General features: G+C 70.9%; 10 protein-coding genes. 3 read left to right on the top strand and 7 right to left on the bottom strand.

The window, feature by feature from the left end; translation table 11 throughout:
- Positions 1-96: 96 nt before the first annotated feature.
- The 3 genes from Cco03nite_RS16535 to Cco03nite_RS16525 form a co-directional block, all read right to left on the bottom strand.
- Positions 97-732: a hypothetical protein gene (locus Cco03nite_RS16535; protein WP_203692988.1), complete on the bottom strand. Its 636-nt coding sequence runs from the start codon at positions 730-732 to the stop codon at positions 97-99.
- Between the two features lie 40 nt (positions 733-772).
- A complete protein-coding gene (locus Cco03nite_RS16530) occupies positions 773-1,168 on the bottom strand; it encodes a TetR family transcriptional regulator C-terminal domain-containing protein (RefSeq protein ID WP_203692987.1) in 396 nt (131 codons plus the stop codon).
- A gap of 100 nt (positions 1,169-1,268) precedes the next feature.
- On the bottom strand, positions 1,269-2,330 hold the full coding sequence (locus Cco03nite_RS16525) for a saccharopine dehydrogenase NADP-binding domain-containing protein (RefSeq protein WP_203692986.1): 1,062 nt from the start codon (positions 2,328-2,330) through the stop codon (positions 1,269-1,271).
- 103 nt (positions 2,331-2,433) lie between these two features.
- Between Cco03nite_RS16525 and Cco03nite_RS16520 the strand changes: the two genes are divergently transcribed.
- The gene (locus Cco03nite_RS16520; protein ID WP_203692985.1) at positions 2,434-3,396 is read left to right on the top strand and encodes a helix-turn-helix domain-containing protein; all 963 of its coding nucleotides are present in this window, start codon (positions 2,434-2,436) and stop codon (positions 3,394-3,396) included.
- 30 nt (positions 3,397-3,426) lie between these two features.
- Positions 3,427-4,005 (top strand): hypothetical protein, encoded by a 579-nt coding sequence (locus Cco03nite_RS16515; protein WP_203692984.1) that lies wholly within the window; start codon positions 3,427-3,429, stop codon positions 4,003-4,005.
- A 129-nt stretch (positions 4,006-4,134) separates the two neighbouring features.
- Here Cco03nite_RS16515 and Cco03nite_RS16510 read toward each other — a convergent pair whose 3' ends face one another.
- The gene (locus tag Cco03nite_RS16510) at positions 4,135-5,526 is read right to left on the bottom strand and encodes an MDR family MFS transporter (protein ID WP_203692983.1); all 1,392 of its coding nucleotides are present in this window, start codon (positions 5,524-5,526) and stop codon (positions 4,135-4,137) included.
- Positions 5,527-5,923: 397 nt separating this feature from the next.
- Between Cco03nite_RS16510 and Cco03nite_RS16505 the strand changes: the two genes are divergently transcribed.
- Complete coding sequence (locus tag Cco03nite_RS16505; RefSeq protein ID WP_203692982.1) at positions 5,924-6,823, top strand: hypothetical protein; 900 nt, start codon at positions 5,924-5,926, stop codon at positions 6,821-6,823.
- Between the two features lie 100 nt (positions 6,824-6,923).
- On the opposite strand, the gene Cco03nite_RS16500 is transcribed toward Cco03nite_RS16505, so the two are convergent.
- From Cco03nite_RS16500 to Cco03nite_RS16490, 3 genes are all read right to left on the bottom strand, one after another.
- Positions 6,924-7,907, bottom strand: coding sequence for a hypothetical protein (locus tag Cco03nite_RS16500; protein WP_203692981.1), 984 nt, complete (start codon positions 7,905-7,907; stop codon positions 6,924-6,926).
- A gap of 98 nt (positions 7,908-8,005) precedes the next feature.
- Complete coding sequence (locus Cco03nite_RS16495) at positions 8,006-8,293, bottom strand: hypothetical protein (RefSeq protein ID WP_203692980.1); 288 nt, start codon at positions 8,291-8,293, stop codon at positions 8,006-8,008.
- A gap of 184 nt (positions 8,294-8,477) precedes the next feature.
- Positions 8,478-14,672: a S8 family serine peptidase gene (locus Cco03nite_RS16490; protein ID WP_239167426.1), complete on the bottom strand. Its 6,195-nt coding sequence runs from the start codon at positions 14,670-14,672 to the stop codon at positions 8,478-8,480.
- Positions 14,673-14,861: the final 189 nt, after the last annotated feature.

Here is a 14,861-nt window from a genome sequence, read left to right as displayed (position 1 = left end):
GCATGCCGGTCGTGCTCGTTCACCGAGCAGCCGAAGCTCTACCCGCCGTACGCCTTCGTGTCGGCCTGCGCCGCAGCCCGCCGGGCGTCGGCGAGGTCACCATCCGCTGGCGGCCTCGCCGAGGATCCCGCCTCGGACCGCGCGGGCCAGTCCTTGCGCCAGTTCCTCCTCATCCGGGCCGACGTGCACGTACAGGCTGTGGCCCGGCACCGGATCGCGGTGCCACATCTCCACCCCGTTGAGGCCCAGCTCGAACCCGGCCCCGTTGTGCCGGCCATGCCAGCACACGCGCCAGGACAGCGACGCCGGATCGGTGCCGACCGCCGCGACCACGAGATCGGCCGGGTCCTCGTGCAGCTCGTGCTCGCGGGTGAAGACCGTGGCTTCGAGCTGCGGCAGCTCGGACAGCGCCGCGATGACATCGTTGCTCAGGCCGGCCATCAGGTACGCGCTGCCGTCCCGTCCCCGGGCCATCCGGCGGGTGGCCGGCAGGTGCGGGTCGAGCACCGCCGCCACCTGATCGAACAGCTCCGCGGGGACGTCCGCCGAGATGTGGGCGCGGTCCAGCGGCAGGTAGCGGGCGAGGTCCCGGTGGGTGTCGAGCTCGATGTACGCCGAGACGTAGGAGCGGCAGCAGGTCGGCGAGCGCAGGTCGAGCAGCCGACGAGTTTTCGCGTACACGGTGCCGAGGTCGTCGCTGGTGTAGATCCGGTACACGGTCGAGTTGCCCACGGCCGTGCATTGTGCCATCGACCTCGGCGGGCCGACGAGGTCAGGCGTGCGCGGCGGCGGTGGGGAGCTGGGCGAGGTGGCGGTCCACGACGGCCAGCGCGTCCCGGTACGTCAGCGCGCCGGCGAGCACCGGCAGCCGCAGCCCGTCCAGCAGCGCGGCGAGCCGCTGGGCCTCGGCGGGCGCGTCGATCGGCCACCCGGCACCCTGAAACACCGTGCTCAGCATCCCCACGAACCCGGCGAAGGCGGGGGCGAGCGCGGCGGCCAGCGCCGGCGCGACGGCCGCGCGGGACAGGAACGCGACGGCGACCAGCGCGTCGGCCCGCCCGGCCGCGTCGTGGGGCAGGTACTCCCGCTCATCCGCCCGTCGGCCGGGGCCGCGCTGGCCCGCCGGATCCCCGGCGCGCGGGCTGTCGTGTACCCCCGCATGGGCCATGTCCTGCCCGAACACGTGTGGGCCGCCATGGCCGACGCCATGGCGGCCCAGGCCGGGCTCGCCGCCGGACCGGTCACCTCCGGCACCGCCTGAGACCTGATCAGGCGAGCTGCGGTACGCGGGACTCGCGGTGCGCCTCGACCGACAGGTGAGCCGACAGGGCGCGCAGGAAGTCAGACACGTCGAAAATCTCGCCCGCCGAGGCGACCCCGGTCGTCCTGACCTGCCCGGCGAGGATGCGGCGGACGGCTTCGACTGCCAGCGGTGCGCTGATCGCATAGATGTCCCGGCCGGTCGCGACGACGCGGCGTCGCGTGTCACCGGAGCGCACCACGACGTCGACCACGAACGTCTGCGCCGACCGGCCGCTGCCGTCGACCGCGGCCGGGGCGGGCGAGTCCGGGGAGGCCAGGTCCCTGGCCGCGGCGGCGGTCATGTACGTGCGCACCTCGGGGATGTCCAGGTGGCTGGGGACGGTGACCACGTCGGCCATCGTGAACTCGCCGAGGACCGGCCGGGTGCCCAGCGGAGCGGGGAAGTCCCAGTCCAGGGTCGGCAGGTCGCGCTCGGCGGCGTAGTACTCGATCCGGCCACCGGTGTAGCGGACCCGGCGGCCGTCGCGCCGGTCCCGCGAGACGGTGCCGGACACGACGGTCCCGGCCGTGGGGTGCCAGCTGCTCAGCCCGTACGCGACATGCGCCTCGTCGGCCGCGGTCCAGTCCCCCATCGCCGTGGTGACCAGCAGGTCGCCGAGCCCGCCGAAGAACGCCATCGCCGGGACCACCGCGACGCCCGCGGCCTTGGCACGGCCGGCGAAGTGCGTGAACGTGTCGAGGTTGGCCTCGATCTCGGCGGCCACGTCCACATACGGAATCCCGCTGCGGAGGGCGGCCTCGATCACGGGACCCGCCGTCGAGGCGAACGGGCCGGCGGCGTTGACGACGGCCGCCGCGCCCCGCAGCGCCCGGTCGAGCGAAGCCGGATCGTCGACCGATGCCACCCGGTGCGCCAGCCCAGGATGGGACGCCGCCAGCTCCTGGAGCTTGCCCGCGTCGCGGCCGACGAGCAGCGGGACGAACCCGCGCGCGGCCAGCTCCGCCACGACGAACCGGCCGGTGTGCCCGTACGCCCCGAACACCGCGACCGTCTTGTCCGTACCCATTTCAGCTCCTCAGTGCTCTTCAAAAGATCGACTGAAGAGATCCTCCCAACGGCGGCCGCCCCGGACGAGTGTCTGGAACGCCACGCCCCATACACTTTCGGACATGGCCACGATCGCGCTCGCCGCCACCGACGGGATGCTCCACTTCGAACTCGCCATGGCCTGCGAGATCTTCGTCCGCGACCCCTCCGGCCTCGCCGACCCCTGGTACGACCTGGTGGTCTGCGGCCCCGGCCCGGTCGGCGTCGGCCGGTTCCGGATGGAGCCCGACGCCGGTCTGGACCGGCTCGCCACCGCCGACACCGTGATCATCCCCGCCATCGACGACATCGACGCCGAGCCGCCCGCCGACCTCGTCGACGCCGTCCGCGCAGCTCACGAGGCAGGCGCGCGGCTGGTGTCGCTGTGCACCGGCGTGTTCGTGCTCGCCGCCGCCGGGGTCCTCGACGGGCTGCGCGCCACCACGCACTGGGCCCACACCGAGGCGCTGGCCGCCCGCTACCCCCGGATCGACGTCGACCCGGACGTGCTCTACGTCGACAACGGCAACGTGCTCGCCTCCGCCGGCAAGGCCGCCGCGATCGACCTGTGCCTGCACCTCATCCGGCGCGACCACGGCTCGACCGTCGCCAACGCCGTCGCCCGCCGCCTGGTCGTGCCCCCGCACCGGGCAGGCGGCCAGGCCCAGTTCGTCACCACCCCGGTGCCCGCCCGCGACGACCACCCGCTCGCCGACCTGTTCCCCTGGGCGATGGAGCGGCTGAACCGCCCGCTGACCGTGGAAGACCTGGCCCGGCAGGCGAACATGAGCTCGCGCAACCTGGCCCGCCACTTCAAGTCGACGACCGGGACCACCCCGCTGCAGTGGCTGTCCACGCAGCGCATCCGCCGGGCGCAGGAGCTGCTGGAGAACACCGACAGCGGCATCGACGTGATCGCCGAGGCGGCCGGCATGGGCACCGCCACCACGCTGCGCCGGCACTTCCACCGCACCGTCGGCGTGGCCCCGGACACCTACCGCCGTACGTTCCGCAGCGCACCGGAAAGATCTGACATCGACCGATAGCATGGCGGCGCGCTCGGGAGAAGAGGTGGCATGACAGAGATGTCGGGTCCGCATCAGCGCAGGCTGGCCCTGGCGCTCATGGCGCTGTTGCCGCTCATCGCCTTCCTCGCCGCGTACGTGACGCTGCTGTTCACGTACTGGCTCCTCGCGCGGATGGCCCCCGCCGCGCTAGGCGGGGTGGCTGCCGGGATCGGGAAGTGGGCGCTGCTGGTGGCGCTGCTCAAGCTCCTCTTCACGGTCGACTGGCCGCAGGCGAAGCGTCAGCTGGGGAGGCTTCGGGTCGGCGGCGGGCTGTCCGCTCCTGAGCAGGCGAATACCCGCGCGCGCGGCCCCGTGCTCCGGGCCGGGCTGGACATCGTCGCCACCGCAGTCGCGTCGACGATCGCCTTCGGCTTCATCGCCCGGCTGCCGTTCACCGCCGACCTCCTGTTGCTCATCGTGGCCTCCGCAGGTGCGTCGTACCTGCTGCCGGCTTCGGTCGGATGGCTGTTCAGCCTGCTGCGCCGGCTGGCTCGGGCCTTCGACGAGATCGACCGGCAGACCCGACCGGACGCGGCTCCAGGTGCACCGATGGAGTACCCACCCACGTCCGAGCCGTGGCGGCCGTGATCAAGCGCGATGTCCCGCGTGTTCGGTGATCGTGCATCATCGGCAAGTGCTCGTCGAGGTGGAGAAGATCGTGCAGACAGGGCACCTCCCGCAATGGGATGTGCCCTGTCTGTCGATTCTGCGCTGCCCTCAGTGCGCGTGTGCCACGCCCTCGCTGTTGCTGTCGGCCCTGGCGGGGAGCAACAGAGCAGTGATGACCACGGCGATGGACAGGACCACGCCGATGACGAACGCCAGCCGCATGCCGTCGAGGCTGGCGGCCGCCACGGCGACGCCCTCCGCCTTGAGCGACTCGGCTCGCGCGCTCATCACGGTGACCACGAGTGCGGTGCCGAAGGCCGCCGCCACCTGCTGCAACGTGCCCAGGATCGAGCTGCCGTGGGCGTACAGCGGCGGCGGAACCGCGCCGAGCCCCAGCGTGAAGACCGGCGTGAAGGTCGCGGCCAGCCCCACCATCAGCATCGCGTGCAGTCCGAGCAGCTGCCAGTACGGCATCGTCATCGAGACCTGGGTGAAGCCCGCGAGCGCGAGGCTGATCGCGATCGCGCCGGGGATGACCAGGACGCGGCCGCCGAACTTGTCGAACAGGCGGCCCACGGTCGGCCCGAGCAGGCCCATGGCGAGGCTGCCGGGCATCACGAGCAGCCCGGCCTGCAGAGCGCTCAGCCCGCGGAGGTTCTGCAGGTAGAGCGGCAGCAGGATCATCGAACCGAGCATCGCCATGAACGCGACCGACATCAGGATCAGCGCGATCGTGTACGTGCGGTGTTTGAGTGTCCGCAGGTCCATCAGCGGCGACCCCGACTTCTGCAGCGACAGCTGCCGGAAGACGAAGACGGCGATGGCGGCCAGCCCGGCCACGACGATGCCGCCGGCCAGGCTGACGTCGGCGTCCTGGAAGCGGCTGAGCCCGTACACCAGGCCGCCGAAACCGAGTGCCGCCAGCGTCACGCTGAACCAGTCGATGGTGCTGACCTCGGGCTCGCCGACGTTCTGGAGCTGCTTCATGCCGCCCCAGGTGATCAGGGCGGCGATCGGCAGCACCACGGCGAACAGCAGCCGCCAGGACCCGAAGTTGAGGATCACTCCTGACAGCGCCGGGCCCATCGCGGGCGCGACCGAGATGGCCAGGCTGACGTTGCCCATCACCTTGCCCCGGTCGTGCTCGGGCACCACGTGCATCAGGGTGGTCATCAGCAGCGGCATCATCACGGCCGTGCCGGACGCCTGGATGATGCGGGCGCCGAGCAGCATCTCGAAGCTGGGCGCGGCGATGGCCGACGCGGTGCCGAGCAGGAACAGGCCCATCGCCGTGGCGTACGCGCCGCGGGTGGAGACACGCTGCAGGAACCATCCGGTGATCGGGATGACCGCGGCCATGGTCAGCATGAAGGCGGTCGAGAGCCATTGCGCGGTCTGTTCTGTGATCTTCAACGCGTCCATCAGGTTCGGGATCGCGTTGATCATGATCGTCTCGTTGAGGATGACGATGAACGTGGCCAGCACTAGCAGCCGGATCACGGGCGGGGTGCGACCTGATGGCGGTGTCGCGGATTTGGCTGGTGAGTCGAGCAGCTGGCTGGACACGGTACCTCGATCGGGTCGGGGGGAATCAGGCGGTGACGGCCGGTGGACCTACCGGCAGTCGCTGTCTTGCCTAGACTGACCGATGCCACCGACAAAACGCATCGCAGCTACTCACACTGCTACAAGTTCTGGCAAACATCACCCGGTTTTCACCAGCGGACGACTCCCGCCGGGTGACGACGACACCTACAACAAAGTTCCCGGCCGGAAAGGTGTCGTCGAGAAGGTCTCGATTACCGGAACGGCAGTGGCGTTCGTCACGATGTCCCGCACCCGGCCACCGAACCGGGCCGGCGCCACCTCGTTCACCGGTCACCTTACGATCACCGGCGTGTACACCACCCCACCCGGCCCCATCGACCTTCCGGCCGCGATACCGCAGCTGGCACCGCTGGCCCGCACGGCGATTCGGCTTCATCCGCGCCGCGGCACACCGACCGCCGAGCAGAGTTCGATGGGCGGCCCGCTGCTGTGGCCGGCCGACGAGCCGTGGCCGATGTGCGACGGGCCGCGGGGCTACGACCACCTCGACGGCTGGCCCGGCGAGGCCGAGGCGCCGCTGGTGCCGGTCCTGCAGCTCTACGCCACCGACGTCCCGCAGCTGCCGTTCCCGGCGGGCGCCGACCTGCTGCAGGTGCTGTGGTGCCCGTTCGACCACGAGCCGTGGAGCTCACCGCGTCCGCAGCTGAGGTGGCGTCGCAGTGCCGACATCACCGACCCGCGTCGGCTCATGCCACCGCCCGACACCGAGGCGGAGCCTGACCACGTCCCCGATCCGTGCGTGCTGGCCCCGGAGCCGGTGACCGAATACCCGACCTTCGACCTGCCGCAAGCCGTGTGGGCGCAGGTCAGGGACCAGGTTGCCCAGATCAGGCAGGACACCGGCTGGCAGTACGAGAGCGACCTCGCGGTCGCGCCCGGCACCAAGGTGGGCGGTTATCCCGGCTGGACCCAGTCACCCGACTGGCCGGACTGCGCATGCGGCGCGCCGATGGAGCACCTGCTGACTGTCGCGAGCTGGGAGTTCGACCGCGGTGACGACAAGCGGTGGATCACCCGGGAAGACCGTCCGGCGATGGCCGGATGGGCGCCGGACGGCCCCGCGGAACACCCGTGGCTGGCCATCCGCAATGCCGCCGGCCTGATGCTCGGTGATGTCGGTGGGATCTACCTGTTCGTCTGCACCGCCTGCCCGGCCCGGCCGTTCGACTACCGGTTCGATTGCTGCTGACCTGACCCCTCGCCAGCGGGACAGGCCATGCGCTCGGCGGCAGTGCCGCAGGTCGGGCCGGGCGGTCGACATCACCGATCGTGAAGTCGCGACGGTGCTGCTAGTTGGCCCACTTCCAGACGGCCTGGAAGCCCTGGGCCTGCCGCATCCAGAAGTAGCCGTAAGCCGCGGTGCTTCCGAGGTACGGTCCGATCTGCGCCAGCAGGGCCTTCGTGCCCTTCCGGTCGTGCCCTCCCAGGAAGTTGGCCAGCGCCAGCCAGTGCCGGAGCGTGATGCCCCGGCCGACCAGGCGGGGCTCACCCGCTGCGCGCCACTTGGCAGCGCACCAGTCGATCTCCTGGATCACGTCGCGCCGGTGGAAATACTCCGCCTTCGCGGCCAGCGACTCCGCCCGCGAGTCGAAACCGTACTCGCGCAGCGCGTACTCGAAGTGGGCGAGCAGCGGCAGCATCGTGACCGATGAGCCGGCCGGCGCGGCGGCGGCGGGCCCGCGGGCGGCGGCGAACATCTGCTCGTGCGAGCCGTACCACTTCTGGCAGAGGAAGCTCACCGCCGACAGGTGGGTCTCGAAGTTGAAGGGGTCGCGCTTGACCGACTCCTCCATCGCAGCGGCGAACTCCTCACGCTGCCGCCGCCCGTTGGCGAACATGGTGTCCATGCGGGTCGCCCACGGGTACGGGTCGTCCGGGTTGAGCTCCAGCGCGCGCCGGCTGGCCTGGGCCGCGAGGTGGGACAGCCGCTCGAACTCCTGGAACTGCTCCCGGCTGGTGTTGCGCGCGGACTTGCTGCCGCGGGCTTCACCGGCCTGGTCCAGCAGCGCGTCGGCTCGCAGGATGGCGACCGTCGGGTCGTCCGGCACGGCGGCTTCCCACGCGTCCAGCCAACGCGGGGATCGCCCGGCGGCGGAGCCCAGCACCGACAGCCGCCGGCTGCGCAGCTCCCAGTCCCGGCCGGTGGCGTCCATCAGGTGCCGGACCGCCGCCCAGTCACCTGCGATGGCGCGGTCACGTGCGGCACGCAGCTCCAGGTCGGCCTGGGCGTAGTCGGTATCTGGCGTGGGCGGCTTGCGGAAGAGTCCGAACATCGGGCGATCATAGGGTTCGACCCGGCTGCTCCGCTCGCCCGTCCGGCCGCGGACCAGGGCATCCGCGAAGACTCGTCACGCCTGGTTCTGGAGGCGCGTCACCGTGGGCAGTCCGGCGCCATGCAGTCGCGACGCCGGCCGTGTATGCGCAGGTCGTTCGCGCTGATCTGCACCACGCTCAACCGCGGGCGCAGCGGGCCGGGCCGCCAGTACCGAAAGTCGCCGGCGGCGGCTCGCACCGCCTCGGCTTCGGTCAACCGGGGCAGGACGAACTCGTGGGTCGCCGGGTAGGGCCAGTCCCGGCGCACCACGTACAGCACCTGGTTGTCGCGAACACGGCGCGACAGCACGCCATGCCGGAGACTGCCTGCCCATCGACGTTCCACGCCCCGCCCACCCTCAGCCGAGAACCGCACCGTCCGAATACCGAACGGCTGTTCGAACATATGTTCGAACACCGATGCTAGCACCGGGCAGCGGCACCGCCGAGGGGGTAGAGCGGGTGGTGCCCGAGTCGTGGTCAGAGCCTCCTCGGGGTGCCTTCCGAGGAGGCTCTGACCACTGGCTATCTCACAGGCGCGGGTCCAGCTGGACCTTCAGCGCGTTGAGGATCGGGTCGCCCTCGCCCTTCTCCCGGCGAAGCTCGATCCTCAGATCGCCACCGGCGTGCTCGACGATGACCATGTTCACGTCCGCGGTCAGCGCACCCGCCTTCGCCTGCACGTCGTGGTCGTAGAGTGCGATCTTGCCGTCGACCAGGACGTCGAAGGCACGATCACCGGCCTTGACCTTCTCCAGCTCCGCGAAGTCGAGGCTGATCCGGTACGTCCCGGCGGGAGCGTTCTTGAACACGTAGCTGAACGTCTCGCCGGTCCGCTGGGTGCGGAACAGCGCGTCGTCCTCGGTGCCGGCGATGTCGGCCCTGGTGGAACGCACCTTGCCGCCGACGAAACCCCACGGCCGCGAGCCGAGCTGCTGGTCGGGCGACCAGACGAAGCCGTCGGCGCCGACGTACCCGGATCCGCCGACGTCGACGCCCTTCCAGTAGGCCGAGGTCGCCAGGCGCACCGGCTTGAACTGGACCTCGCCCTTGCCCGCGTCGGACGCCACGAGCACGTCCCCGACGAGCACACCCGGTTCGATGCCGGCGTTGTCGGCCGTCGCCGTGACCGTGGTGGACTCGCCGACGGCGAGCGTGACCGTGCCGGTCGCGGCCGCGCCCGTGAGGGTCAGCCACGGCAGGTCGGCGGCCTCGTGCCCGCCGTCGCCGGTGCGTTTCTGCTCGCTGATCCGCACCTCGAGCGGAGCGGTGCCGGTGTTGGTGACGATCACCCCGGCCGTCGCCTTCCGGCCCTTGTCGAGGAACCAGTCGAAGTCACCCCCGGTGACGGTGGCGATGCCCGTGGCCAACGGCGTGTCGACCACCTCGGCCTGATCCTTCTTGGCGATCGTCACCGGGCGGCCCGCGGTGACGTAGTTCGGCGCCTCGACCTGCACGGTGTTGTCGCCGAGCAGCGCCTGCGCCTTCCACCGGCCCTTCACGTCGGTCGTGATGACGCGCTCACCGCTCGGTCCCCTGAGCGTGACGATCGCTCCCGCGATCGGCTTGCCGTCGTTCTTGTCGGTGACCGTGCCCTCGATCGTGCCTGCGGCCGGGAGCGTGTACTCCAGCCCCAGGCCGGCCTTCAGGATCGGCTGCTCGAAGGAGTACTGGTGCGCGGGGTTGCGGTTCAGGCTCTCCACGCCGACCGTCGCCGACGACCCCTGGGTGAGCGGGTTGTCGCCGCCGACGCCGTCGCCGTACCCGATCTGGATCCGTCCGTCCGCGATCAGGGTGACCGAGAAGCTCACGCGAGCGGTCTGGTCACTGTAGAAGGTGACGTCGCGCCACTCGATGACCTGCGCCGCCTGCCCGTCCACCTCGGTCGTGCCGAAGTAGATCCCCGCCTCGTCGTCGACGACGAGGTCGTCCCAGAACGGATAGACCGCGTCGATCGGGTACGGCGACGGCAGTTCCGTGTTGTACCCCAGCGTGCTGGCGCGGTCGAAGGTCAGCGTGCCGTTCGTCGTCACGCACACGCCGTCCCAGGCCGTGTCGTAGAACGGGGCCAGGAAACCGGAGCCGAACCACAGCACGCCGCAGAGGTCGTCGCCGTGCCACCCGGACTCCTCCGTGCCCTGGCGGTAGAGCCCGTCGGTCACCTTCATCGAGTACGAGCGGCCGGCGGGGGCCACCGGCACGGGACCCGGGTCCGGCTGCTCGGGCTCCGGCTCCGGTGCCGCCGTGTCCGCGCGCGGGTCGAGCGTGACCCGCAGCGCGGCGATGGTCGGGGCCTTCAGGCCCTTCGAACCGCGCAGCTCCACGGTCAGCGGACCGCCCTCGTGCTTCACGACGGCGGTGCGCCAGTCGGCGGTGTTCTGCCCCACGGCCGCGGCCGGGTCGTACGCGTACTCCACCAGCGTGCCGTCCACGAGGACGTCGAACACCCGCTTGCCCCTGGCCGCCTTCTCGATCTCGGCGAACCCGAGATCGATCACGTAGGTGCCCTTGGGCGCGCCGGGGAAGCGGTAGAACAACTCCTTCTCCGACGTGGTGCGCTGCGACTGGAACAGGGCGTCGTCGGCCGTGCCGGCGATCGGAGACTTCGTGGAGGTGACCTTCGTCCTGCCCTCGTAGCCCCACGCCGTCTTGCCGGCGGCCTGGTCGCCGGACCAGGTGTAGCCGGAGCCGTCGGTGGACTTCGGGCCGCCCGCGTTGACGCCGACCTGATACTTCGTGGTCGTCAGCGTCACCGGGACGTAGGTCTTGGACTGGCGTCCGGAGTCGGACCGCACCACGATGTTCGCGCCGAGGACTCCGGGCTTGGCGCCCTTCGCGGAGATCGAGACCTGGACGGTCGCCGACCTGCCCGGGGCGAGGGTGCCCCCAGTCGAGGAGAGCGACAGCCACGGCAGGTCGGTGATCAGGTCGTCCTCGACGTCGACCAGCACGACGTCATCGGCGACCTGGTCCGCCGCCCACAGCGCGCCGGTCGAGTCGGTCTCGAGGCCGCCGCCCTGGTTGGGCTGCTTGCCGGGGAACCACCACGCGTTCACCAGCGAGCAGTCGACGGGGTCGACCTGGAGCAGGCGGGTGGGCCGGTTCGCGGTGAGGTCGGTGTACCAGATGGTGTCGGACGCCTGGTTGTAGGCCAGGCCTGCCACCTCGGGCAGCGGCGGGGCGCAGAAGGACAGCAGCGCGCCCGGGTTGTCGTGCGACGTCCCGGCGACCGTGCCGATCATGCCGTTGACCCGGCCGCCGACGTAGAACACGTCCTCCGCCGGGTTGTAGGCGAGTCCGGTCAGCTGCAGCGTGGACCAGTTGCCCTTGATCTGCCGGGTCTCCTTGCCGGTCGTGCGGTCGAAGCAGTGGATGTAGCTGGCCGGGCTGTCCTCCATCTGGCACATGTCACCGGTCCTGGTGTCGAGTGCCATGTCGAACGCCCGGTACTCGGGGCTCCACGCCGCGTCGAAGACCTTCCCGGTCGGCTTGCCCGCCACCGTGTAGGCGGTGTTGGTCCGCGCGTTGTAGTCGTGGACCCAGACGTCGCCGTCGTACCCGATGCCGGTGGGCTCCTTGTCTTCGGTCCTGCCGGGGATGGGGATCCGGGTGATGACGTCGCCGCCGGCGGTCGCGCCGACCTTGCCGGCCGCCTGCGCCTCCGCGGCGCTCACTGTCGCCGTCCTGCCGTCGACGTTCGACGGCTTCATGCCGCTCGCACCGGCCTTCCACGCGGTGAGGTCGATCGTGCTGGCCGCACCCTTGCCGGTGCGCGTGGTGGCGCCGGCGGCGTCGAGCTCGGGGTGTCGCGCGGCCTCGCCCAGGCTGTACGTGAGCGGCGCGGAACCGTTGTTGGTCAGCGTCAGCTCGCCCACACCGTTCTGGTCGACGCCCAGCAGCGCGTCGAGGCCGCCGGCCTTCAGGCCGGCGACGCCCGTGGTCAGCCGCGCGTCGATCTTGGAGTTCGCGTAGAGCTTGTCGAGGGAGAAGGGGTACGCCGCAGTCGTGTAGTTCGGCGCGTCGATCGTCATGGTGTAGTCGCCGAGCGGAAGCTGGCGGTGCACGATGCCGGTCCCGTTGGTCGTGACCGTCTCGACGAGCCCGTTCTTGTCCGTGAACGAGACCTTGGCCCCGGCCACCGGCAGCCCGTCGTTCTTGTCGACGACGGTCGCGTCGAGGTACCCGAAGTCAGGCATGTCGTAGGTGACGATCATCCCGTCGCGCAGCACCGGGGCGCTGTCGGAGAACCGGATGCCGTCGACGCCGGCCCAGCCCTGGATGCCGGTGACACCGTTCGCGCCGGCGGTCACCGGGTCGTCGGTCCCGATGCCGTCGCCGTAGCCGAGGATCACCGTGCCGGAGCGGGTGAACGTGGCCGAGAAGTTGACCGGCTCCGTGTACTCCGACCGGATGGGGTACGCCCAGAGCCTGGTGTTGCGGTACTCGACGACGAACGCGTCCTCGCCGTCGACCTTGGTGGCCGCCGTGAAGACTCCCCCACCGGGGGCGAACTCGACCGGGGACTCGACGTAGAACGGGAAGACACCCGCACCGCCCGTGCCGGGTCCGGGTCCGCTGTCGGGGTCCGGGGAGATCACACCGCGCAGGCCGACACCGAGGGTGTCGTGGCTGCCGTTGTAGAGCGCGATCGGGAACGGCAGCTGCACCGCCGCCCACACGCTGCCGTCGAACGCGACCGGGTCGGTGCCGCGCAGGTACTCGCCGTCGGAGACGGCGCAGCTGTAGCCGCCCTTGTCGACGACGAGCCCGACCGGGATCTCGCGCGACTCGTTCTGCGCGCCGACGGTCAGCGGGACGGTCGTGGGCGAGAGGCAGGCGTTGGGCTTGACGCTCAGCGCGTACTCGCCCTCGGGGACGGCGCTGATCGTGAACGCGCCGTCGGCGTTCGTGCGTACCGGCTTCAGCGGCGTGTCCTTGACGGAGACGTCGGCGTTCGGGACGGGTCGCTTCTTGTCGTCGACGACCCTGCCGCTGATGTCGTGCCGCGCGGCTGCCGTGAGCGGCAGCGTGACGGAGACGTCCTGGCCGAGGGTGATCGTGACGTCGGCGGTCGCGGTCAGGTAGCCGAAGACCTCGGCGCTGAGCCGGTAGTCGCCGACCGGGAGGTTCGTGGTGAACCGGCCGTCCTTGTCGGTGCCGATCGACCGGCTGAACGGCCCGCTGATCGTCACCTCGGCGGCGGGGACCGGAGCGCCGTTCGCGGTCACGACACCGGTGAGGGTGCCGCCCTGCCGGGGTGCGAGCTCGAGCAGGCGGACGAGGTCGAGCCGGCCTTCGCCGTACTTGTTGTTGACCTCGGCGGTGCCGCCGCACTCGGTGTCGTCGACGTCGACGGCCGACTCGCCGAGCAGTCGGCGGGTCGCCTCGACCTGCCCGATGAGGGTCGGGTCGTAGCTCCACAGCGCCGCGACGGCCCCGGCGACGTGCGGCGCCGCCATCGAGGTGCCGGACATCTCGACGTAGCTGTTGTTCGGGTAGGAGGAGTAGACGGCCTCGCCGGGAGCGGAGATCTCGGGCTTGATCCGGCCGCCTTCACCCTCGCCCTTGCGGGAGAACAGCGCGAGCGTGCCATCCGACTTGGTGGCGCCGACGGAGTAGGCGCTCTCGGCGGAGCCGGGCGAGGAGACGGTGTCGCAGGCCGCGTACGGCGAGGTGTTGCCCGACGACCAGACGCTGAAGATGCCCGCGGCGGTCCAGGCCTCGTCGACGGCCCGGAAGAAGTCGTCGAAGTTGTGCTCGACGTTCTGACCCCACGAGTTGTTGATGACGTGCGGGCGCTTGGACGGGTCGGGGCTGTTCCCGTGGACGTCGGTCGGGGCGAGCAGCCACCAGCCGGACCGGAGCAGCGACTCGACACCGGAGCTGTCGCAGCAGCCGTTCGTCGCGATCCACCGCGCGTCCGGCGCGACACCGACGTGGTTGGCGCCGTCGGCGCCGACGATGGTGCCCATGGTGTGCGTGCCGTGTCCGTTGTCGTCGCACGGTGCGCCCGTGCACGTGCCCCGGGTGGCCATCCAGTTGTAGTCGTGGTCGACGGTGCCGTCGGGCTTCGTGCCGCGGTACTGGCGCATCAGGGCGGGGTGGTCGAATTGCACGCCCGAGTCGATGTTGGACACGGTGATGCCCGCACCGGTGCCGCCCATGGCCCACGCCTCGGGGGCGCGGATGGCGTCCAGACCCCAGGTGGCGGCGCCTGCCGCAGCGGCCTTCGCGCTGGCGGGGCGGGCAGCCTGGTCAGCCGGGCTCTTCTTGTCCACGGGCTCGACCAGGGCGACCTGCGGCGTCGCGTGGATCTCGGCGACCTGCACCTTCGCGGCCATGTTGAGGGCGAGTTGCTGGGTGCCCCCCTTGACGAGCACGGTGTTGGCGATCGGGTACGAGGTGTACTTGACGCCTGCCCGGTCGAGTTCGGTGGAGACGGACGCCAGGGAGTTCTTCGCCGCCGCGGTCAGCGCGTCGTAGACGAACCGGCCACGAGCGGTCCAGTCGGTGATCTTCTTCGCCGGCCCGAGGTCGGCCTTGGTGTCGAAGGTGATCCAGAAGTCGGAGGCCGGCTCCGTGCGGAAGCGGTCCGTCAGGCTCGAATCGATCTTGTTGGCGGTGCCTGGATCCGGCTCGGCGGCGGACGCCGGCGCTGCCTGGATCATGCTCAGGCCGATCGCCGCGGCCAGCGAAGCCGCGAGGGCTTTGAATTTCACATGCATCCTTCGGCCTACAGGGGTTGGTAGGGGTCGTGGTTCCGGTGGTCGCCGGAACCGTCGGCGTCGCGGGCGCAGGGGTCACTGACGCGCGGCTCGCGGGGCAGCTCGGATGGTGGCGGAGGCTCGACGGCGGCGTCGTCACGCGCGACAGGTCGCTCAGCCATGAATCGCCCCAGGGCTATGGATCATGGA

Origin of the sequence: Catellatospora coxensis, assembly GCF_016862635.1 — a bacterium.
GTDB classification, from domain to species: Bacteria; Actinomycetota; Actinomycetes; order Mycobacteriales; family Micromonosporaceae; genus Catellatospora; species Catellatospora coxensis.
The sequence above is the reverse complement of the archived record's forward strand: the minus strand, read 5'-3'. Positions and strand labels throughout refer to the sequence as shown.